The sequence below is a fragment of the Streptomyces sp. NPDC026522 genome (assembly GCF_055567555.1).
In genome coordinates this window covers 343,570-364,117 of record NZ_JBVHQF010000001.1, presented here as the reverse complement: position 1 = coordinate 364,117, position 20,548 = coordinate 343,570, and the positions used below count along the sequence as shown (strand labels likewise).

The 20,548-nt window shown below is 71.3% G+C and carries 17 protein-coding genes and 1 pseudogene; 8 read left to right on the top strand and 10 right to left on the bottom strand.

What is annotated here, in order from left to right:
- Positions 1 to 658: 658 nt before the first annotated feature.
- On the top strand, positions 659 to 880 hold the full coding sequence (locus ACZ4M3_RS01605; RefSeq protein WP_467729150.1) for a hypothetical protein: 222 nt from the start codon (positions 659 to 661) through the stop codon (positions 878 to 880).
- 46 nt (positions 881 to 926) lie between these two features.
- Here ACZ4M3_RS01605 and ACZ4M3_RS01600 read toward each other — a convergent pair whose 3' ends face one another.
- Entirely contained in the window at positions 927 to 2,102 is a 1,176-nt protein-coding gene (locus ACZ4M3_RS01600; protein ID WP_467729148.1) for a PP2C family protein-serine/threonine phosphatase, read from the bottom strand.
- Between the two features lie 179 nt (positions 2,103 to 2,281).
- Here ACZ4M3_RS01600 and ACZ4M3_RS01595 point away from each other — a divergent pair, with 179 nt between their 5' ends.
- The 4 genes from ACZ4M3_RS01595 (at position 2,282) to ACZ4M3_RS01580 (ending at position 4,532) form a co-directional block, all read left to right on the top strand.
- Positions 2,282 to 2,788, top strand: a complete 507-nt coding sequence (locus ACZ4M3_RS01595; protein ID WP_467729146.1) for a MarR family winged helix-turn-helix transcriptional regulator — start codon at positions 2,282 to 2,284, stop codon at positions 2,786 to 2,788.
- 223 nt (positions 2,789 to 3,011) lie between these two features.
- Positions 3,012 to 3,443: an STAS domain-containing protein gene (locus tag ACZ4M3_RS01590; protein ID WP_467729144.1), complete on the top strand. Its 432-nt coding sequence runs from the start codon at positions 3,012 to 3,014 to the stop codon at positions 3,441 to 3,443.
- A gap of 82 nt (positions 3,444 to 3,525) precedes the next feature.
- A complete protein-coding gene (locus tag ACZ4M3_RS01585) occupies positions 3,526 to 3,804 on the top strand; it encodes a DUF3072 domain-containing protein (RefSeq protein WP_467729142.1) in 279 nt (92 codons plus the stop codon).
- Positions 3,805 to 3,902: 98 nt separating this feature from the next.
- Complete coding sequence (locus ACZ4M3_RS01580; RefSeq protein ID WP_467729140.1) at positions 3,903 to 4,532, top strand: phosphatase PAP2 family protein; 630 nt, start codon at positions 3,903 to 3,905, stop codon at positions 4,530 to 4,532.
- On the opposite strand, the gene ACZ4M3_RS01575 is transcribed toward ACZ4M3_RS01580, so the two are convergent.
- Complete coding sequence (locus ACZ4M3_RS01575; protein WP_467729138.1) at positions 4,477 to 4,662, bottom strand: hypothetical protein; 186 nt, start codon at positions 4,660 to 4,662, stop codon at positions 4,477 to 4,479. The two genes, ACZ4M3_RS01580 and ACZ4M3_RS01575, sit on opposite strands and share 56 nt — an antisense overlap.
- Positions 4,663 to 4,865: 203 nt before the next feature.
- Positions 4,866 to 6,284, bottom strand: a complete 1,419-nt coding sequence (locus ACZ4M3_RS01570) for an MFS transporter (RefSeq protein WP_467729136.1) — start codon at positions 6,282 to 6,284, stop codon at positions 4,866 to 4,868.
- 140 nt (positions 6,285 to 6,424) lie between these two features.
- On the opposite strand from ACZ4M3_RS01570, the gene ACZ4M3_RS01565 reads away from it, so the two are divergent.
- On the top strand, positions 6,425 to 7,246 hold the full coding sequence (locus tag ACZ4M3_RS01565; RefSeq protein ID WP_467730096.1) for a helix-turn-helix transcriptional regulator: 822 nt from the start codon (positions 6,425 to 6,427) through the stop codon (positions 7,244 to 7,246).
- Between the two features lie 47 nt (positions 7,247 to 7,293).
- On the opposite strand, the gene ACZ4M3_RS01560 is transcribed toward ACZ4M3_RS01565, so the two are convergent.
- A complete protein-coding gene (locus tag ACZ4M3_RS01560; RefSeq protein ID WP_467729135.1) occupies positions 7,294 to 9,093 on the bottom strand; it encodes an ABC transporter ATP-binding protein in 1,800 nt (599 codons plus the stop codon).
- Positions 9,094 to 9,372: 279 nt separating this feature from the next.
- On the opposite strand from ACZ4M3_RS01560, the gene ACZ4M3_RS01555 reads away from it, so the two are divergent.
- A complete protein-coding gene (locus tag ACZ4M3_RS01555; protein ID WP_467729133.1) occupies positions 9,373 to 11,439 on the top strand; it encodes a phosphocholine-specific phospholipase C in 2,067 nt (688 codons plus the stop codon).
- 328 nt (positions 11,440 to 11,767) lie between these two features.
- On the top strand, positions 11,768 to 12,271 hold the full coding sequence (locus ACZ4M3_RS01550; RefSeq protein ID WP_467729131.1) for a nucleoside deaminase: 504 nt from the start codon (positions 11,768 to 11,770) through the stop codon (positions 12,269 to 12,271).
- 128 nt (positions 12,272 to 12,399) lie between these two features.
- Here ACZ4M3_RS01550 and xdhC read toward each other — a convergent pair whose 3' ends face one another.
- From xdhC to ACZ4M3_RS01520, 6 genes and pseudogenes are all read right to left on the bottom strand, one after another.
- Positions 12,400 to 13,209 carry a xanthine dehydrogenase accessory protein XdhC gene (gene xdhC, locus ACZ4M3_RS01545; protein WP_467729130.1) on the bottom strand — a complete coding sequence of 270 codons (810 nt, stop codon included), beginning with the start codon at positions 13,207 to 13,209 and terminating at the stop codon, positions 12,400 to 12,402.
- A 1-nt stretch (position 13,210) separates the two neighbouring features.
- Positions 13,211 to 15,661: a xanthine dehydrogenase molybdopterin binding subunit gene (gene xdhB / locus ACZ4M3_RS01540; protein ID WP_467729128.1), complete on the bottom strand. Its 2,451-nt coding sequence runs from the start codon at positions 15,659 to 15,661 to the stop codon at positions 13,211 to 13,213.
- The gene (locus ACZ4M3_RS01535) at positions 15,658 to 17,121 is read right to left on the bottom strand and encodes a xanthine dehydrogenase small subunit (RefSeq protein WP_467729126.1); all 1,464 of its coding nucleotides are present in this window, start codon (positions 17,119 to 17,121) and stop codon (positions 15,658 to 15,660) included. The genes xdhB and ACZ4M3_RS01535 overlap by 4 nt, the downstream gene beginning before the upstream one ends.
- A 506-nt stretch (positions 17,122 to 17,627) precedes the next feature.
- Positions 17,628 to 18,239: pseudogene (locus ACZ4M3_RS01530) on the bottom strand (histidine phosphatase family protein); the annotation flags it as partial.
- 11 nt (positions 18,240 to 18,250) lie between these two features.
- Positions 18,251 to 18,730, bottom strand: coding sequence for an SRPBCC family protein (locus ACZ4M3_RS01525; protein ID WP_467729124.1), 480 nt, complete (start codon positions 18,728 to 18,730; stop codon positions 18,251 to 18,253).
- A 27-nt stretch (positions 18,731 to 18,757) separates the two neighbouring features.
- Positions 18,758 to 20,533, bottom strand: coding sequence for a carbamoyltransferase family protein (locus tag ACZ4M3_RS01520; protein ID WP_467729122.1), 1,776 nt, complete (start codon positions 20,531 to 20,533; stop codon positions 18,758 to 18,760).
- Between the last annotated feature and the right edge of the window lie 15 nt (positions 20,534 to 20,548).

Sequence of the window (20,548 nt, the reverse complement as noted above, 5' to 3'; positions counted from 1 at the left end):
ACCCACCGACCGGGCCGTCTCCCGGCCCGCGCACCCGGCAGGCCCCCGGCCCACCGCCGTCCACCGGACAGTGCCGCCAGAAGGACCGGCGGCCTTGCGTCGCATGGCCGCCGCCCGTCCCGGCCCGCAGCCCGCGTGTAGACCGGCGCGGCGGGCGCGCCGTGCGCGTGCGGGGGCCACGACTGTCCGGCGCGGGCGAGCGCATCGACGCAGCCCCGGCCCGCACCCACCGACCGGGCCGTCTCCCGGCCCGCGCACCCGGCAGGCCCCCGGCCCACCGCCGTCCACCGGACAGTGCCGCCAGAAGGACCGGCGGCCTCCCGAGTCCGGCGCGCCATGCGCGTGCGGGGGCCACGGCTGTCCGGCGCCGGCGACGGATCGGCGTACTGCCCCGGCCCGCGGCCGTGCCGTCGTACCCGGCGGGCCCGCGGCGTTGAGTTCGCGGGCGCCGCCCGGCAGGGCCGGGCCCGCGAGGGAGACGCCGGGGCGGCGCCGGGCGATGTCGTGGAGCGAGCGGCCGGGCCGGCCCGACGGCGCTGGCCGCCGGCTGGGCCGGTCGGGGCGCGAAAGACATGCGCGGCTCAGGGTGGAATGCGCGCCGAAACGGGTAGCAGAAACGTCCAGTCGCAGAAGACGGCGGAGTGGTGCGTGATCGGTGATGGCCGACTGCAAGGTTCCCGACTACCGCACGGGCAGGCGTGGGCGGCACTGGACGCATGCCCTGCGCAGCGCGCAGCGGGCCGGAGCCGTGATCGTCACGGATGACACCGGCGAGCCCGTCTCCTACTCCCACACCGGCAGCGGCCCCGGTCGGCTGCGGCCCTGGGTCAGCGCGGAGGGGGTCCGCTACGACAGTTACGAAGTACACCCGGAGTGGTAGCCCGACAGGTCCCCGCCGCCGGCCCAGCGGCGGCCGCCGGGACCGGTCACGCCATGGACAGGGCGCCGCGGCCGTGCCAGTCCAGGCAGACCACCAGCGCGTCGTCGTCCGCGTCGGCGTCCCGGTAGTCCGCGAGCGCCCGCAGCACCGCGGCGGGAACCTCGGCCGCGGGCAGCAGGGCGGCGGAGCCGATCGCCCGGGACAGCGCCTGCGTGTCGTACGTCTCCCCGCCGGGCGAGTGGGCGGCGTAGACCCCGTCGCTGACGAAGACCAGGCGGTCGCCCGGCAGGACGCGGAACTCCTGGAGCGCGTACTCCGACTGGTCGAACATGCCGAGCGGGAACTGGGCGTCGAAGCGGATGCGCTCCACCACCTTGTCCCGCTGGCGCCACAGCTGCGGCGAGCCGGCGTCGACGACCTGGACCCGGCCGGTGGCCAGCTCGAAGGAGAGCAGGAGGGTGGAGACGTACGCCTCGCCGCGGTGCGCGGCGTACAGGGCCTGGTCGGCCAGGGCGGCCTGGTCCGCGATGCCGATCCCGGCGCGCCTGGCGTTGCGCAGCGCGTTGACCGCGAGGTTGGTGAGCAGGGCCGCCTGGATGCCTTCGCCCATGCCGTTGGTGATGGTGAGGGTGAGGTTCTCGGCGGTGCTGGCCCAGTCGAAGTTGTCCCCGTGGATGGTGTACGCGGGCTCCAGCTGGGCGCCGATGGAGTACTCGGTCCGTGCGCAGGCGCGGGCCGGCAGCAGCTGCCACTGCATCTCGGCGGCCAGGGTGAGCCGGCTGACGCGGCGGGCCTGGAGGTAGACGTCGGTGTCGCGTTCGGCGACGAGGATCTCGTGCCCGAACAGGCCGGCGATCTCGGCGAGGTCGTTCCGGGTCTCGGGGGTGGCGAGTTCGCCGGGCAGGGAAACCGAGAGGATCCCGAGCCGGTCGCCGCGGACGGTCACCGGCAGGTGGAGGACGACCATGCCCGGGCCGGTGTCCTCCTGGCAAGGCACCTGGCTCCCGAAGGCCCGCCCCGCGACGGTGTTGTGGACGGACAGCGCGGCGGCGGTCCGGGGTAGGGCGGTGACGGGGTGCAGGGTGGCGAGGCTGTAGTCGGCCATCAGCAGTTCCACGGCATGCGCCCCGTAGTGGGAGGCGAGGGCGGAGCGGGCCGCCTCGATCAGTGCATGCGGGGCCGCGGCGCGCAGGGCGCGCTCGACTGCCAGGAAGTTCGTCATCGTCGGGTCAGGCTCTCTTGGGAATCACAACGGTCGGGGGTTCACAGCGGTCGGAACGGTCGGCGGTGACGGCGGTCGGCGTCACCGCGGGCGGGCAGGACTGGGGAAGCGGCGACTCGGGTGACGGCCGGGAGCTGCCGGGATGGCTAGGACAGGGTGCGGGATGACACAGTAGGCCAATGCCCGCTCCCGGCCCGCCCCCAGACCACCTGGCGGCCGCGCATGCCCTGAGCACGGTCTCCCAGCTGCTCGACGTGCTGTGGGCGCGCGGGCAGGAGGCGGTGGCGACGGGGTCGGTCCCGCCGTCCCAGCTGCGCGCGCTCTTCGTCATCGAAGGGAGCCAGGGCAGCAATCTGCGGGCACTGAGCGAGGCGTTGGGCTCCCGCCCCTCGGCGGTGAGCAGGCTGTGCGATCGCCTGGAGGCCGTGGGGCTGCTGCGCCGGACGGCGAGTGCCCACAGCGCACGCGAGATCGAACTGCACCTCACCCGGTCCGGGCAGGACACGCTCGATCAGATCCGCGCCTTCCGCCGGCGTGAGGTGACCGGCGTACTGGCCGCCATGGCGCCCGGGCAGCTGGCCGCTCTCGCCGCCGGGCTCGCGGCGTTCGAGGACGCCGCCGGGACCCGCATGGGGCTGCCCCGCCGCGATTCCGGCTCCCCGACCGCCATGGCGGACACTGCCTGAGCCGGCCCCCTTCGCGTACCCGCCCCGGAACCGGGGCTGCCGGTACGCCCGCCCCCACCAGCAATTGTTGCCATGTGGAAACTATATCGCTAGCGTGGGCAACCTGGTCGTGCATCAAGGCCGGAACTGCGCACCGGTCCACCAGCGGGATGGGGCCGCCGCAGAACCCGAAGCGGGAGACGACCGTCCGGTCGGCCTCGCCGTCGCCCATGAGAGGCCATCTGTGCCGACGACTCGCATTCACCACCTGAACAACGACCTGTTGAGCGTGACCACGGTCCGGACCGAGAACGCCTGGGTCGTCATGGTCAGTGGAGAGGTCGACCTCGACACCGTCGATCCACTGCGGCTCACCCTGGAGGCAGCGGCCTCCCCCCGCCAGCCCCTGCCCGTCCGGCTGAACCTGAGGGACGTGCGCTTCGGCGGCTCGGCCCTGATCAACACCCTGCTGCGGGCGCGCCTGAGCCTCGGAGCGGACCGGCTCGTCCTCACCGACCCCGCTCCCCGCGTCATCCGGCTGCTGCGCCTGGCGGGCCTGGACGCCCACTTCGCGATCAGCCCCCGCCCCGGGGCCCGGCCGGAGCCGCGCCCCGACGCCCGCCCCGCGACCCTTCCCGAACCGGACCACGCCGCGGAGGTCACGCGCCGCCCCTGAGCGGCGCCGCCGGGGCGCCCGGGCGCGCGGAAATTGTCCGCCGACGGCGATGGCCCGGCGGACGAGCGGGTAGTCGGACGTTATGACCGACCTGAACCCGAACGAACAGCAGCCGGACAAGGACGTCGACGAGTGGGTGACCGGTGACGAGCCGGCCACCGGTCCGCAGCTGAGCTACCTGCACACCCTGGCCCGGGAGGCGGGCGAGAACGTACCGGAGACCCTCACCAAAGCGCAGGCCTCGCGGCTGATCGACCGCCTTCAGCAGGCGTCGCCCCGGACGGCCGCGCCGCACGGGTCGCTGCCCGGGACCCCTGCCGACGAGGCGGCCACCCGGCCGGGCGACGCCGAAAGCCCCTGACCACACGCCAGTGACCTGCGGTCTTGAGCGGTAGCGCGCGGCTTGACCGGACGTCCGTGGCGCCGAGAGCCCCCGACGGGGGAGCCAAGATGCATGTTGTGCCGGAGCGCGTTGTGCCGGAGCTACGGGCCGCGGAGCGGCGTCTCACCCGGCGCGTGGGGGGCTGGGACTCGCCCTGGGCGCGGCGGCTGCTGCCCGCGGTGGAGGACGCCGCCCAGCACACCAAGCTGTGGTGGGGCGTTGCCGTGCTCCTGGCCGTCACGGGAGGCCGGCGCGGACGCCGGGCCGCGGTGGCCGGGCTGACGGGGATGGCGGTGGCCGAAGTGCTGTCCAACGGGGTCGTGAAGCAGCTCGTGCCCCGGGACAGACCGCCGAGGGAATGGTTCCACGCGGACGAAGTGCGGGACCGGCCCGACTCCTCGTCGTTCCCGTCGGGGCACACCGCCGCCGCCGTCGCCTTCACCGCGGCGGTCGCCGAGAAGTGGCCGCGGGTCGGTGCGCCGTGCCTGGTGGTGACCGCAGCCGTCGCCGTCGAGCGGGTCCACAGCGGTGCCCACTACCCCAGCGATGTCGCGGCCGGGGCGGCCATCGGCCTCATGTCGTGGGCCGTGGCCCATGCCCTCCCCGAGCCCTGCGCCGCCGGTGGCGGGGCCTGCCGGGGGCGGCCCCGGGTCAGTGGCCCGGCCGGCCGTGGCACTCGTAGCGGGCGTCGGCGCCTTCCTCGTTGAACCAGTAGTCCCCGGCGGCCAGGTAACGCCGACGGGCCTCCCCGGCCATGCCGACCGCCCTTCGGGGAGCGTCGGCCGCTGCGGCGACGGGGAGTTCGGTGCGGTCCTGACGGGGGTGGCGTTCGAACACAGCGGGCTCCTGACGAAGCTGGGGTGGGGATCCCCCTCATGATGGCGCCGCGCCCCGCGTCCCGCAGGTCGAGGCGGATCCCGCCGCTGCCGTCGGCCGCCCGCGGATGCGCCGGGCGCCGTTCCGTGGCAGCCTGAACGGCCCCTCGGCGCGCGGGGCACGCCGGGAGCCGAAGCCGGGGCGGCCCGGGGCCGCGTACCCGCTCAGGAGGTCTTGCCGGCGCGGCCGAGACCGATCGCGACGAGGGCCGCCGCTGCGATCACCGTCACCGCGTCGATCAGCAGGACCGTGCGCACCCCGTCGAAGAGGGAGGTCCGGGTGGTCGCGAGCACCCCGAGGAGCGGGATGCCGATGGTGATGCCGACCTGCTGGGTGGTGGTGACGAGGCCGGTCGCCAGGCCCTGTTCGCCGTCCGGGACGCCGCTGGTGACCGTCAGTCCGTACGAGATGATCGCGCCGAGGTGGAACATGCTGGCCACCGACACCGCGACGGTCGCCAGCAGCGCGCCCGATCCCGCGCCCACCCCCAGCAGCCCGGCGGTGAACACGCCCTGGCCGAGCAACGAGCCGATCAGGGTGCGCCGGGCTCCGAACCGGCCGATGACCTTGGGCGCGTACGAGCCGGCGACCGCGGACGCGGCGCCCTGGACACCGAAGATCAGGCCGGTGCCGAGGGAGGACAGCTCCAGCGTCTCCTGGAGGTAGAGGGTCAGGACGAACACCACGGTGGACATCATGGAGAAGGTGACCAGACCGCCGAGGTTGCCCCAGGCCACCGTGCGCCGCCTCAGCATCGGCAGCGACACCAGCGGGGCCGCCGACTTCGACTCGACCACGACGAACGCGCCGAGCAGGGCCACTCCGACGGCCAGCGTGCCCCATACGTCCGCTCCGCCGAAGCCGCGCTGGGCCGCCGTCGACAGGGAGTAGATCAGGGCGAGCAGGCCGCCGGTGACGGTGACCGCGCCCGGCACGTCCAGCCGGGGCCGGTGCGGGGTGCGCGATTCGGGCAGCAGTCCGGGGGCGAGGACGAGCACGATCACCGCGCTGGCGGCCAGCAGCCCCATGGTGGAGCGCCAGCCGAGGGTGTCGGTCATGACGCCGCCGAGGACCATGCCGACCGTGAAGCCGAGGGACAGCAGGGTGCCGGAGATGCCGAGCGCCTTGTCCCGCAGCGGGCCCTCCGGGAACGTGGTGGTGAGCAGGGACATGCCGGTGGGCACGATGGCCGCCGCCCCGAGGCCCTGGAGGGCCCGCGCGGCCAGGAAGACCGCCGGGTCCCAGGCCAGCGAGGCCAGCAGGGACGCGGCGCCGAAGAGGACGAGGCCGGTCAGGAACAGTTTCTTGCGGCCGTAGAGGTCGCCGGTGCGGCCGAAGAGGAGGAGGAAGCCGCCGGAGGGCAGGGCGAAGGCGGTGACCGCCCACTGGAGGGCGGACCGGCTCAGGCCCAGGTCCGCGCCGAGCACCGGCAGGGCCACGTTCAGTACGGAGAAGTCGAGCGCCACCATGAACTGGGCGGCGCAGAGCACGAAGAGGACGAGCTTGGCCCGGCCGGTCAGCCGGTCCTCGCCGGGGGCCGCCAGCTGGGGCGCGGGGGTGGTCACTTGGGTATCGATCGCCATGACCACCACCCTGGCGGGCGGGGAATGCCCGTGGAGAGTGGGAACTTATCCTGTTGGTGGCACCACCAGGCAGCCGACAGGGGGAGTGAGTGGCTACACCGACCGACCAGCACCGCCGTGCCGAGCTGCGGGAGTTCCTGATGAGCAGGCGGGCCAGGGTCAGCCCGACGGAGGCCGGGCTGCCCGTCGGCGGGGGCCGCCGCCGTACGCCGGGCCTGCGCCGCGAGGAGGTGGCGGTGCTCGCCGGGGTCGGGGTGTCCTGGTACCAGTGGCTGGAGCAGGGCCGCGACATCACCGTGTCGCCCCAGGTCCTGGACTCCGTCAGCAGGGTCCTGAAACTGACCAGCGCCGAACGCCGGCACCTGTACGTGCTGGCGGGCCTGAATCCGCCGGCCCTGGCGGTGGCGCCGGGCGACCAGGACATGTGCAACGGCCTGAAGCGGCTGATCGACGCGTGGATGCCGTTCCCCGCGCACATCATGGACGTGTACTGGAACACGGTGATGTACAACGACTCGGCGGCGCTGGTGCTCGGCATGCGGCCGGAGATCGTGCAGAACTGCCTGATCGCGTTCTTCACCGACCCCGTCTACAAGGGGCGGTCGCGGCACTGGGAGGAGAACGCCGGTCCGGTCGTCGCCCAGTTCCGCGCGGCGTACTCGGAGTTCCCCGATGACGACGGGTTCCGCACGGTGGTCGAGGAGGCCAGGAAGCTGAGCCCGGAGTTCGCCGAGCTGTGGGACCGCCGGGACATCCGGCCCGGCGGTCAGCTGCAGAAGGAACTGGAGCACCCGGTCGTGGGCACGCTGCACGTCGAGTCGACCCAGCTACGGGTCCCGGCGCGGCCCGACCTGGCGATCATCCTCCACACTCCGCTGCCGGGCACCGGCACGGCGGAGAAGCTCCAGTGGCTGACCTCGCCGGAAGCCCGTCGGGGCTCGATGTACCCGATCGCCGGCTGACCCGGGCGCGTCGGCGTACGGGAGCCGTCACGGGCTCCGGCGCAGCCTCAGACCGGGTCCTCCAGGAAGCCGCCCGACTGGTGCTGCCACAGCTTCGCGTAGGCGCCGTCCGCGGCGCGGAGTTCGTCGTGCGTGCCCTGTTCGATGATCCGGCCGCGGTCGAGGACGACGAGGCGGTCCATGGTGGCGACCGTGCTCAGCCGGTGGGCCACCACGAGCGCCGTACGCCCCTCCATGAGCCGCCACAGCGCGTCCTGGACGAGGATCTCGCTCTCGGAGTCCAGGGCGCTGGTGGCCTCGTCCAGCAGCAGGACCGGTGCGTCGCGCAGGATGGCCCGGGCGAGGGCGACCCGCTGGCGCTGGCCGCCGGACAGCTTCACCCCCCGCTCGCCGACCATGGTGTCGAACCCCTCCGGCAGCCCGTCGGCGAACTCCGTGACGTGCGCCGCCTCCGCGGCACGGCGGATCTCGGCGGCGGTGGCGTCCGGCCGGGCGAACGCGATGTTGTCCCGCAGCGTGCGGTGGAACATCGCCGGGTCCTGGGGCACGTACGCGATCAGGCTGCGCAGGTCGGTCTGGCACAGCCGGCTGATGTCCTGCCCGCCGATCAGGATCCGGCCGCCGTCGATGTCCGTCATGCGCAGCAGCAGCCGGGTGAGCGTGGTCTTGCCGCCGCCGGAGCGGCCGACGAGACCGATCTTCGACCCGCTGGGCACGGTCAGGTCGAGTCGTTCGAAGAGCGGCCGCGCGCCCTCGTGGGTGAAGGTCACCTGCTCGAAGCGCACGTCGGCGGCGGTCTTGGACAGCAGCGGCTCCGGGGACGGCGGGTCGAGCACGGTCGGCGGCTCCAGCAGCAGTTCGGTGAACTGCGCCGCCTCCGTCATCGAGCTCTCCAGCCGGCGGTAGATCTGGTTGAACTCGAACATGATCCGGGTCGCGTTGGAGTAGTAGGTGAAGGCCACGACGACCGCCTCCACCCCGTGCCCTCCCCCGGCGAGCGCGACGGCGAGCAGCAGGCCCAGCGCGTTGGTCAGTACGGACATCGGCGCGACCAGCGTGTCGATGCGCAGGTTGCCGTAGTCCCACGAGCGCAGCGTGAGCCGGCGCGACTCCGCGACCCGCGACCGGTGCTCGGCGGCCTCCCGCTCCTCCGCGCCGAAGGCCCGGATCGTGTCGATGTTCATCAGGCTGTCCGCGACGTGGCCCGAGACCCGGGCGATCGCCTCCTCCCGCTCCCTGACGAGTGCCTGGCGGCGCCGGATCAGGGGAGTCACGCACAGCGCCGTCACCGCGATCATCGCCAAGAGGGTGACGACGAGCAGCGGTTCGTAGTGCCAGAGCACCACCGAGCCGAAGGCCAGGGGTACGAAGCTGCCGACGACGGAGAAGGTCAGCGTGTCGACGAGTTCCTCGAAGCGGGAGGCGAAGCTCAGGACCCGCTTGGTCAGCGACCCGGCGAAGTTGTCGTGGAAGAACGCGGCGTCCTTGGCGAACAGCTCGTCCATGCCGATCACGTAGAGGCGCTCGATGCCGCGGGCGTCGAGGCGGTTCAGGCAGTGCAGTCCGACGCGCCACATCACTTCGGCGAGCAGCAGGGTCCCGGCGAAGGCGAGTACGTAGGGCAGCATCGGACCGATGCCGCCACCGGAGCCTCCCGCGATGCGGGCGATGAGCTTCGCGACGACCAGCGGCGCGATGTAGTTGATGCCGATGTTGCCCAGCGCGGGGAGCAGCATCGCCGGAACCGTAAGCCTCTTGAGGCGGGCCAGCTCCCGTACGTAGTACCTGAGGGCAAGGAGCGTCGCGCCCGTGCCCGGCGAACCTTCGCGTAATTCGAGCGTTCCCATCCCAACCCTTGCCTTGTCGGACGTTCGGGGCAGAACCGGAGTGTCCCGCACCGGCAGGCACCGGGTCCAAGCGTTTTTCCCACCGCCCGGCCACGCCGTCGCGGCGCCGGTGCGGCCCGGGTGCGGTCCCGGTGAGGCCCCGGGTGGCCGAACTCCACCGGAATCCGGCTGCCGTTCGCCTGGCGTATCGGCCGCCGTCACGCCAGGCTCCCTCTCCGGTACCCCGGGCGCGCTGTGCTGGGGGCGCTCAACCATCCGCAACCGCAGAGGTCGTTCCCCATGGCAGAACTCAACCGCCGCCGCTTCTTGCAGCTCACGGGCGGCGCCGCCGCCCTGACGGCGCTGGGCGAGAGCATCGCGCGCGCCGCCGCCATCCCCGCGCAGGGCACCAGCGGCACGATCTCCGACGTCGAGCACATCGTGGTCCTGATGCAGGAGAACCGTTCCTTCGACCACTACTTCGGCGCCCTGAACGGCATCCGCGGCTTCGGTGACCCCCGCCCGGTGACGCTGCCCAGCGGCAAGTCCGTCTGGTACCAGTCCGACGGCACGAAGGAGATCCTCCCCTTCCGGCCGCCGTCCGACGACCTCGGCATGGAGTTCCTCCAGGGCCTCAACCACGACTGGGCGGGCGGCCAGAGCGCCTTCAACAAGGGCAAGTACGACAATTGGGTGCCGGCCAAGACCGCCACCACCATGGCGTACCTGACCCGCGAGGACATCCCCTTCCACTACGCCCTCGCCGACGCGTTCACCATCTGCGACGCGTACCACTGCTCCTTCATCGGCTCGACCGACCCGAACCGCTACTACCTCTGGTCGGGCCACACCGGCAACGACGGCAAGGGCGGCGGCCCGGTCCTCAACAACGCCGAGGCCGGTTACGGCTGGACCACCTACCCGGAGCGGCTGGAGGCGGCCGGCGTGTCCTGGAAGGTCTACCAGGACATCGGCGACGGTCTCGACGCCGCCGGTTCCTGGGGCTGGATCAACGACGCGTACCGCGGCAACTACGGCGACAACTCGCTCCTCTACTTCAACACCTACCGGGGCGCCAAGCCCGGGGACGCCCTGTACGAGAAGGCCCGCACCGGCACCGACGCCAAGAACGGCGAGGACCACTTCGCCCGGCTCCGTGCCGACGTGGCCGCCGGGACCCTCCCCCAGGTCTCCTGGATCGCCGCGCCCGAGGCCTTCAGCGAGCACGCCAACTGGCCGTCGAACTACGGCGCCTGGTACATCGCGCAGGTGCTGGACGCCCTCACCTCGAACCCGGACGTGTGGGCCCGTACCACGCTGTTCATCACCTACGACGAGAACGACGGCTTCTTCGACCACGTCGTCCCGCCGTACGCCCCGGCCGACGCCGGCCAGGGCCTGTCGACCGCGCCCACCGCCCTGGACGTCTTCCCGGGCAAGCCCGGGTACGTCGCCGGGCCGTACGGCCTCGGGCCGCGCGTGCCGATGCTCGTGGTCTCCCCGTGGAGCACCGGCGGGTACTCCTGCTCGGAGACCTTCGACCACACCTCCGTCATCCGCTTCATGGAGGAGCGGTTCGGCGTGCGGGAGCCCAACATCTCGCCGTGGCGCCGGGCCGTCTGCGGCGACCTCACCTCCGCCTTCGACTTCGCCCGCAAGGACACCGGTACGGTCCGGCTGCCCGACACCGGCGCCTGGTTCCCGCAGGACCGCGACCGCCACCCCGACTTCCGCCCCACCCCGCCGGCCGAGGGCGCGATGCCGCGCCAGGAGAAGGGCCTGCGTCCCACGCGGGCGCTGAAGTACGCCCCGTACGTGGACGGCGCGGCCCTGGTCGAGGAGGGCAGGTTCCGGTTGACGTTCAGCGGCGGACCGGAGCTGGGCGCGCAGTTCTACGTCACCTCCGCCAACCGCACCGACGCCCCCTGGACGTACACCACCGAGGCCGGAAAGTCGATCGCGGACGTCTGGAACACCCGCTACTCGGCCGGCGTGACCGACCTGACCGTGCACGGACCCAACGGCTTCCTGCGCGGCTTCCGCAACCCCGGCAGCACCCCCGGCCCCGAGGTCACGGCCCGCCACAACGCCGCGACCGGCAACCTGGACCTCACCCTCACCAACGCGGGCGCGACGTCCGCCACGCTGACGGTCACCAACGCCTACGGCGGCGGCCCGAAGCGCCTGACGGTCGCCAAGGGCGCGACGGTCACGTACACGGTCTCCCTGAAGAACACCCGGCGCTGGTACGACGTGACGGTCACCGCCTCCGAGACCCCCGGCTTCGGACGCCGCTTCGCCGGGAAGGTGGAAACGGGCGCCTCCGGCCTCTCGGACCCGGCCATCCTCACGGAGCGGTCCTCGTAAACCCGCCCCACCCGCCGAAACGAGCGAAGGGCCGGTCCGGAGCAATCCGGACCGGCCCTTCGCGCCTCGCCTCTGCGCCGGTCCGACGCGGGGCGGAAACGCCGCCACTCGTACGAGTCTACAAGGGGGGCCAGCTGACCAGCCAATTCCTTTAGGGTTTTGGTGACTTTCCCCGAGGGGTCCGGCCGGATGTACTTGCGCTATTCCGCATTAACGGCACATGAACAACGCCCGGAAGGGGCAGGGGGGCTTTTTGATGATCGCCCGGACTTCTCCCTCCCGCACCGGCGGAACCAAGTCCCCCACACTCCCCGACATAGGAGCGACCATGACCGCGCACACCCAAGAGATCAGCATCGAGGAGCTCGAGCGCACCTGGATGGACGAGGCCATCGGCCTCGCCACCACCAGCGTCAAAAACGGCGGCGGTCCGTTCGGCGCGCTGATCGTCAAGGGTGGCGAGATCATCGCGGTCGGGAACAACAACGTCACGTCGCACCTGGACCCGACGGCGCACGGCGAGGTAACCGCGATCCGGTCCGCCTGCCAGGCGCTGGGCTCCTTCTCCCTCGAAGGCTGCGTCCTGGTCACCTCGTGTGAGCCGTGCCCGATGTGCCTGTCGTCCGCCCTGTGGGCGAGGGTCGACCGGATCATCTTCGCCGCCGACCGGGATGACGCCGCGGTGGCCGGTTTCGACGACCGCAAGTTCTACGACCTCTTCGAGAAGCGGCCCGCGGAGCTGTGGCCGCTGGAGATCGAGCGCGTGGAGATGCCGAACCGCAACGCGCCGTTCGACGCGTGGATCGCCAAGACCGACCGCGTCGATTACTGAAAATCCGGTTCGAAGGGATCTCCGCCGCCCGGCCGTGCCGGCGGCGGATCATCCATGCCTCCGGCAGGGAGCCGCAAAGGGTGCCCCCGCACATGTGCGGGGGCACCCTTTGTCGATCCGGTGAGCGATCAGTCACCCTCGGCTTCGAAGCTGCGCAGCAGGTCGGCGGCCACGCTCACGGCGATCGTCGCGGGCTCCTTGCCCGTGATGTCGGCCAGCCCGATCGGGGTCTTGATCCGGTCGATGGTGGCCTCGTCGTGACCGCCCTCGGTGGCGAGGCGCTTGCGGAACCGCACCCACTTGGCCGCCGACCCGATCAGCCCGATGGAGCCGAGGTGGGGGGTGCGCAAGGCGGCGTCGCACAGAGCGGCGTCCTCCGCGTGATCATGGGTCATGATCAGGACGTGGGTACCGCGCGGCAGCTCCTCCAGCACTTCCTCGGGCAGCAGCGGCGTGTGGTGCACGTGTACCTGCGCCACCGAGTCCGCCAGTACGTCGAGCCGCTCCTTGGTGAGCATGTCGGAGCGGGTGTCGATCAGATGGAGGTCGAGGTCCTGACGTGCCAGGATGCGTGCCAGTTCCAGCCCGACGTGCCCCACGCCGAACACTGCCACCGCCCTCACCACCGGCAGGGGTTCGAGCAGCACCGAGACCGTGCCGCCGCAGCACTGCACGCCGTGCTGGTTGGTCACTTTGTCGTTCAGGGCGAAATCCATCAGCTCCGGCTCGGCCTTGGACGCGGCGATCATCTCCCTGGACCGGTCGATCGCGACGGCCTCCACATTGCCACCGCCGATCGAGCCCCACGTCCCACTCTGCCCCACCACCAGTTTCGCACCGGCGTCGCGCGGGGCATGGCCGCGCACGGTCGCGACGGTCACCAGCACGCCGCACTCCCGGCGTGCCCGCAACCGCGCGACCGCAGCGACCCACGTCATGTCAGGCACCACTCAGTGCGGTGGCGTCGGTACGGATCCTGCCGTTGGCGGCGTGACCGTTCGCAGCAGTGTGGCCGTTGAGGGCAGTCCCCTCGGGCCCGTCGCCGGTCCCGGCGGCAGCGGCCTGGCGAGCCGTGTCGATCGCCCAGTACACCGCCTCCGGCGTCGCGGGCGCGGCCAGCTCGACGCTGACCCCGCTCGGACCGAACGCGGCGGCGGCCTGCCGCAGCGCTTCGCGGACGCAGAACGCCAGCATCAGGGGAGGCTCGCCCACGGCCTTGGACCCGAAGACCGCGCCCTCTTCGTGGGCGTTCTCCATCAGCGTGACGTTGAACTCCTCGGGCATCTCCGAGAAGCTCGGCAGCTTGTACGTGCTCGCCGCCTGGGTCAGCAGCCGGCCGCGGTTCGGGCCGTCACTGGCGTCCCAGCGCATGTCCTCCAGCGTCAGCCAGCCCGCGCCCTGCACGAAACCGCCCTCGACCTGACCGATGTCGATCATCGGGGAGAGGCTGTCGCCGACGTCGTGCACGATGTCCACCCGACGGATGCGGTACTTGCCGGTGAACCCGTCCACCTCGACCTCGGCCGCGGCGGCGCCGTACGAGAAGTACTTGAACGGGGAGCCTCGGAAACTCTTCGCGTCCCAGTGCAGCCCCTCGGTCCGGTAGTAACCGGAAGCCGACAGCTGCACCCGCTGGAAGTACGCGGCGCGCACCAGGTCGTCCCAGGCCAGCTCCTTGTCGCTGCCCAGGGTGCGGGCGACGCCCTCGACGATGCGCACGTCCGAGGCGTTCGAGCCCAGCTGGCTGGCGGCCACCTGGAGCAGCCGCGCGCGCAGCTGCTCGCAGGCGTTCTTCACCGCGCCACCGTTGAGGTCCGCCCCGGAACTGGCCGCGGTGGCCGAGGTGTTGGGCACCTTGTCGGTTCGCGTGGGGGCCAGCCGCACCTTGTGCAGCGGGATGCCCAGCGTGGTCGCGGCCACCTGCAGCATCTTGGTGTGCAGGCCCTGGCCCATCTCGGTGCCGCCGTGGTTGATCAGGACGGAGCCGTCCTTGTAGATCAGCACCAGCGCGCCGGCCTGGTTGAAGGCCGTGAGGTTGAACGAGATGCCGAACTTGATGCCGGTGATCGCGAGCGCCCGCTTGGTGTGCGGGTGCGCGGCGTTGAAGGCCGCGATCTCGCGCTTGCGGTCGGCGATGCCGCCGTTGTTCTCGACCTGCTCCCAGACCGCGGCGATCCGTTCCGCCTGCGGGACCGGCTGGCCGTACGGCGTCGTCTGACCGAGACCGGGCTGGTAGAAGTTGCGCTTGCGCAGCTCCATCGGGTCCAGGCCGAGCAGCGGCGCGACCCGGCCCAGGATGTCCTCGATCACCAGCATGCCCTGGGGTCCGCCGAAGCCGCGGAAGGCCGTGTTGGAGGTCTTGTTGGTCTTGGCGATACGACCGGCGACCCGCGCGTTGGGGATCCAGTACGTGTTGTCGATGTGGCACAGCGCACGGGCGCACACCGGCTCGGACAGGTCCAGGCTCCAGCCGCCGTCCGCGGTCAGCGTGGCGTCCAGGGCCTGGATGCGGCCCTCGGCGTCGAAGCCGATCTTCCACTCGGCGTGGAACCCGTGCCGCTTGCCGGACATGGTCAGGTCCTGGGTGCGGTTGAGCCGCACCCGGACCGGCCGGCCGGTCAGCTTGGCACCGAGCGCGGCGATGGCCGCGAAGCCGTGCGGCTGCATTTCCTTGCCGCCGAAGCCGCCGCCCATCCGCAGGCACTGCACGGTCACCTCGTGGCTGTGCAGCCCGAGGACGTGCGCGACGATCTCCTGGGTCTCCGAGGGGTGCTGGGTGCTGCTCTGGATGAACACCTGCTCGGCCTCGTCGATGTAGGCCAGCGCGGCGTGCGTCTCCAGGTAGAAGTGCTCCTGGTCGGAGAACTGGAACTCGCCGGTGAACACGTGCGCGGACTCGGCGAAGCCGGCGTCGATGTCGCCGGTCTCCATCACGGGCCGGGCGCCGTGGAAGCTCTCGGCCGCGATCGCTTCCTTGACCGTGATCAGCGAGGGCAGTTCGTCGAGTTCCACCTCGACGGCCGCCGCACCGAGCCGGGCCGCCTCCAGGGTCTCGCCGAGCACCCAGGCGACGGCGTGGCCGTGGAACATGACCTCGTCGGGGAACAGCGGCTCGTCGTGCTTGATGCCGGCGTCGTTGACGCCGGGCACGTCGGCGCCGGTCAGTACGCGGACCACACCGGGCACGGCGAGCGCGGGCTCGGTGCGCAGCGCGGTGATCTTGCCCCGGGTCTTCATCACCTGGACCGGGTAGGCGTGCAGCGTGTCCTTGGTGCGGTACACCAGGTCGTCGGTGTAGAGCGCGGTACCGGTGACGTGCAGGACCGCACTTTCGTGCGGCATGGAGACGCCGACTACGGGCTTCTCGGGACGCTCGGACAAATGGCTCATGACGACACCGCCTCGGTGGTTTGCGCGTGCAGCTTCAGCAGGCTCTGGCCGAGCATCGCGGAACGGTAGATGGCGCTGGCGCGGTGATCGCTCATCGGCGTGCCCTCACCCCGCAGCACCCGGGCCGCGGCCTCGACGGTCTCCGCCGACCAGGGCTTGCCCTCCAGGGCCTCCTCGGTGGCGAGTGCGCGGATCGGGGTGGCGGCCACGCCGCCCAGACCGATGCGCGCCTTGCGGACGATGCCGTCCTCGATGTCGAGTGCGAAGGCGATCGCCACGCTGGAGATGTCGTCGAAACGACGCTTGGCGATCTTGTGGAAGGCCGTGACCGGCGACAGCGGCAGCGGGATGCGCACCGCGCGGATCAGCTCGTCGGGACGGCGCACGGTCTGCCGGTAACCGGTGAAGTACTCCGCCAGCGGGACCACGCGCTCTCCGTCGGCGTCGGCGAGCACCAGCGACGCCTCCAGCGCGAGCAGCACCGGCGGACTGTCACCGATGGGCGAGCCGGTACCCAGGTTGCCGCCGAGGGTGCCGCTGTTGCGGATCAGCCGGGAGGCGAACTGCGGGAACAGCTCGGCCAGCAGCGGGACGTCGCCGTCGAGACGGCGTTCGATCTCGGTGAGCGTCACCGCCGCACCGATCTCGATGTGGTCGGCTTCGACGCGCAGCTCACGGAGTTCGGGCAGCCGGTCGATGGCGACCACGCACTCCGCACGGCGGGAGCGGATGTTCACCTCGACGCCGTAGTCCGTGGAGCCGGCGACCACCACCGCGTCGGGCCGCTCGCGCAGCAGCTGCAGGGTCTCCGCCAGGGTGTCCTTGCGCAGGAACGTCGCGCCGTCCTGGGTGTACTCGGTGGCGACCGGGGCCGGCGGGTCCTGCTCGCGACGCTGCGCCAGCGGGTCCTCGTCGGTGGGCTCACCGACGGCGTACGCGGCGTCGCGGATCGGGCGGTAACCGGTGCACCGGCACAGGTTCCCGCTCAGCGCGTGCAGGTCGAAACCGTTCGGACCGTGCTCGGCGTCGGAGCCGTTCTCGGGGTCCGAGTGGGCGCAGCGGTCGGGCCGGTAGTACTCGGCGGCCATGCTGCAGATGAATCCGGGCGTGCAGTAACCGCACTGGGAGCCGCCCCGGACCGCCATCTCCTCCTGCACCGGGTGCAGGGTGGCCGGCGCGCCGGACTCACCGACGGTGGCCAGACCCTCGGAGGTGATGATCTCCTGGCCGTCGAGCGCCGCGGCCGGGACCAGGCAGGCGTTGACCGCGACCCAGTCGGTGGGCTTGTCCACGCCGGGGCGGGCCACCAGGACCGAGCAGGCGCCGCACTCACCCTCGGCGCAGCCCTCCTTCGTGCCGGTGAGGCCGCGCTCGCGCAGGAAATCCAGCACCGTGGTGTGCGGTGCGGCCGGTGAAAGCGGGGTTTCTTTCCCGTTGACCGTGATGCGCGCCGCTACCATGGCACGTCCTCATTTCGGCACGCGATCGATCGGACTGTCTTAGTAGCCATTTCGGAGCTTTCTACTTCGGTGGCGCAGCTCGAGAACCCGGAGCGCAACAAATCAGCACGTGACGACGTGCCTAAGCGGGGATGGAGACGCAAAGATGCCCGGGGCCGCAAAAAGGGCACACCGGGAAAGGGGACTGCTCAGCAGCCGTGTGCTACACGACCCGGAGCCCAGGCGATCTTGTGAGCGAGGCGAAGCAGCTCGGAGATGGTCGACATCCGACTTCGCCTCCTTCAGGTAGCTCACGAGTCGTTGCGTCGAATTTACGTCGCCGTAGTACATCGGTCAAGCCATTGTTTGGGTCGATTCCATGAAAGCCGCCCCCTTCCCGTGGCGGGGTTCGTACGCGAAACCAGTGGTGTCCCCCTGCCCCGGTGGTGCACCCCCGGATTCGCCACGGACACGCCCAGGGGCCCGGCACACGTGCTGTGTACCGGGCCCCTGGGCGTGCGTGCGGTTCAGTGCAGGTGGTGGGTGTCGTTCAGCGTCCGCACCGTGGCGGTCCCGTCCCCTTCGTACGTCACCGTGGACAGGGAGGCCGCCGCGACCTCCATGCGGAACAAGGTGTGCGGCGGTGCCTGGAGGGCGAGGCGGATCAGGGTCCTGATGGGGCCGACGTGGGAGACCACCAGGACCGTCGCGCCGGCGTACCGGCCCATGAGGCCGTCCCGTACGGCGGCCGCCCGGCGGGTGACCTGCCGCATGGTCTCGCCCCCGCCCGAGGGGGCCGCCTCGGGCGAGGCGAGCCACGCGCTCAGGTCGTCCGGGTAGCGTTCGCGGACTTCGGGGAAGGTCAGGCCCTCCCAGGCACCGAAGTCCGCTTCCCGCAGATCCCGCTCGACCTGCATGTTCAGGCCGAGGCGCGCGGCCACGGACCGGGCCGTCTCCTGGCAGCGCCGCATCGGTGAGGTGACGACCGCCTCGATGCCGCCGCGGCGGGCGAGGGCGTCCGCCGTCGCCCGGGCCTGGCGGCGTCCGGCCGGTGAGAGTCCCGGGTTGGCTCCTCCACTGCCGGACAGCCGCCGGTGCGGGGTGAGCAGGGTCTCGCCGTGCCGCAGCAGTACGAGCGTCGTCACGTCACTCACTGCGCGGTCTTGGCGAAGTGGTCCCGTACGGCGTCGGTCTGCTGCTCCATGACGTCGATGATGGCCTCGACCACCTTGAGGTCGGCGTCCTCGGCGATCTCCAGGATCCGCGACCACTCGAAGAAGCTGCGGTCCGGCTCGTTGGTGATGTGGTGCACCCGGATGGTGGCCTCGTAGTTGGCGACGCCGCTGGTGGGGGCGATGGCCCGGTAGGACTGGGTCTTGTTGATCTCGTCCCGGGCGGCGATCTCCTGCTGCACGAGGCGGCCGTTGAGCGTGAGCCGGAAATCGTAGCGGGCCGGGACCGTGTCCACGGAGGCTCCGTCCACCCACGTGACGTCCGTGTGGATGTCCAGGTCCCCCGGGGAGACGATTTCCAGGATCTGCATGGCGTCGCGGACGGTCGCCCACACGGTGTCCGGGTCGGCCTCCAGGATGGTGGAGTGGTACATGGTGTGCTTGCGCTGGATCGGCACGGGTGCTCCTTCTTCTACTGGTTGCTTCTACTGGTTGTCGGGGCCGGTCTTGGTGACGAGGTGGTTTCCGAGGACCAGGTAGTCGATCTCGGTGCCCATGAAGCAGTTCAGGGCGTCGGTGGGACTGCAGACGATGGGTTCGCCGGCGACGTTGAACGAGGTGTTGATCAGGCAGGGCGTGTCGGTGAGTTCGATGAACTTCCGCAGCAGCGCCGTGAGCCGCGGGGTTCCCTCGTCGGTCAGGGTCTGGATCCGGGAGGTGCCGTCCACGTGTACGGCGCCGGGGATGCGGTCCTTGTACTCGTCGCGGACGGGGAAGACGAACGTCATGTGAGGGGAGCTGGTCTTGCGCCCCATGTCGAAGATCTTCGGCGCCTGCTCCTCCAGGACGAGGGGAGCGAACGGGCGGAACGGCTCGCGGTGCTTGACCCGGGTGTTGATGATGTCCTTGATGTCGTCGAAGCCGGGGTTGGCGATGATGCTGCGGTGCCCCAGGGCGCGCGGCCCGTGCTCGACGCGGCCTTCGAACCAGCCGATGACGACCTTCTGCGTCAGCAGCTCTGCCACGTGCTCGATGACCTCGTCGTCGTCCAGGCGCGAGACGGCGACGCGGCCGGTGAAGCCCGCGAGGGCCTCCTCGATCGCGGCGTCGTCGTAGGCCGGGCCCAGATAGGGGGAGACGGGGGCGGCGACGGCACGGATGCTCGCGGGGTCGGTGCCGGGGTGGCCCAGCCAGGCGTGGGCGGCGGCTCCGATGGTGATGCCGGTGTCCGAGGCGCCGAAGCTGACCTGCATGTCCTCGAAGCGGGAGCCTTCGAACAGCGGGGTGTTGTTGAGGCAGTTCAGGGCCACGCCGCCTTCGAACAACAGCCGGTCGAGATCCGTCCTCCGCTCCAGGTGGCGGACCTGGTGGGCGGTGGCGACGTTCAGCATCTGCTGCGCGGCGGCGGCGACGCGGGCCTTGTACGCGAGGGTGTCCTCGAAGGGTCCGAAGTACTCCTCGAACAGGGCGTCGTGACTGTGCAGGTCGTCGGTCCGCAGGCGCTTGGTGAAGGTGTAGCGGCCGTCGTCGTGCAGCCTCAGGAGGTGCTCGACGAACGGGTTCGGAGTCGGGGGCGCGGTGTATCCGGCCAGGCCCATCACCTTGTACTCGTCGTTGTTGGGCACGAATCCGAGGAAGCGGGTGATGCAGGAGAACAGGGTGCCCATGGAGTACTCGGCGCCGGTGACGGTGTCGTCGAAAACGGTGATCCGGCCGTCGCGGATCTCGCCCGTCAAGGTCGAGAAGCGTTCGGCGCGGCCGTCGCTGACGAGGAACGCGGAGTCCTTCATGCCGGCGAGGTAGTAGCCGGTCGTGGCGTGGGCCAGGTGGTGCGGGACGAAGCGGACCTTCGCCGGGTCGGGGCGGTGTCCGGTGCGGGCTTCGAAGTCCGCGAGGATCGCCTCATGGCTAACGACGTGGTCGAAGAGGTCGGATATGTTACCGATGAGTTCGGCCTTCGCGGCCTGCGGGGCCGACGAGCTGCGGATCCCGTCCAGGATCTCGTCCCGGATCCGGGCGGACCAGTTCCAGGGGAAGGCGAACAGGTCGACGTCGTCGAACGTGATCCCGGCCTCCTTCAGGCACCAGTCGATCGCGTTCACGGGGAAGTCGGTGGTCTTCTTCTCCCGGTTGAGGCGCTCCTCCTCCACCGCGGCGACCAGGCGGCCGTCCACCAGGAGGGCGGCGGCCGCGTCGTGGCCCAAGAGGTAGTGCTTGTTGATGCCGGTCGCACCGAGGCGTTCGGCGAAGAACTCCGACACCCGGCTGAAACCATT

What these genes read in the sequence shown, in the direction of transcription:
- ACZ4M3_RS01600 (WP_467729148.1), bottom strand. Translation starts at nt 2,102, where the DNA reads ATGACGAACTTCCTGGCAGTCGAGCGCGCCCTGCGCGCCGCGGCCCCG.
- ACZ4M3_RS01560 (WP_467729135.1), bottom strand. Translation starts at nt 9,093, where the DNA reads ATGGGAACGCTCGAATTACGCGAAGGTTCGCCGGGCACGGGCGCGACG.
- ACZ4M3_RS01535 (WP_467729126.1), bottom strand. Translation starts at nt 17,121, where the DNA reads ATGGTAGCGGCGCGCATCACGGTCAACGGGAAAGAAACCCCGCTTTCA.
- xdhC (WP_467729130.1), bottom strand. Translation starts at nt 13,209, where the DNA reads ATGACGTGGGTCGCTGCGGTCGCGCGGTTGCGGGCACGCCGGGAGTGC.
- xdhB (WP_467729128.1), bottom strand. Translation starts at nt 15,661, where the DNA reads ATGAGCCATTTGTCCGAGCGTCCCGAGAAGCCCGTAGTCGGCGTCTCC.
- ACZ4M3_RS01550 (WP_467729131.1), top strand. Translation starts at nt 11,768, where the DNA reads ATGACCGCGCACACCCAAGAGATCAGCATCGAGGAGCTCGAGCGCACC.
- ACZ4M3_RS01605 (WP_467729150.1), top strand. Translation starts at nt 659, where the DNA reads ATGGCCGACTGCAAGGTTCCCGACTACCGCACGGGCAGGCGTGGGCGG.
- ACZ4M3_RS01595 (WP_467729146.1), top strand. Translation starts at nt 2,282, where the DNA reads ATGCCCGCTCCCGGCCCGCCCCCAGACCACCTGGCGGCCGCGCATGCC.
- ACZ4M3_RS01585 (WP_467729142.1), top strand. Translation starts at nt 3,526, where the DNA reads ATGACCGACCTGAACCCGAACGAACAGCAGCCGGACAAGGACGTCGAC.
- ACZ4M3_RS01570 (WP_467729136.1), bottom strand. Translation starts at nt 6,284, where the DNA reads ATGGCGATCGATACCCAAGTGACCACCCCCGCGCCCCAGCTGGCGGCC.
- ACZ4M3_RS01565 (WP_467730096.1), top strand. Translation starts at nt 6,425, where the DNA reads ATGAGCAGGCGGGCCAGGGTCAGCCCGACGGAGGCCGGGCTGCCCGTC.
- ACZ4M3_RS01555 (WP_467729133.1), top strand. Translation starts at nt 9,373, where the DNA reads ATGGCAGAACTCAACCGCCGCCGCTTCTTGCAGCTCACGGGCGGCGCC.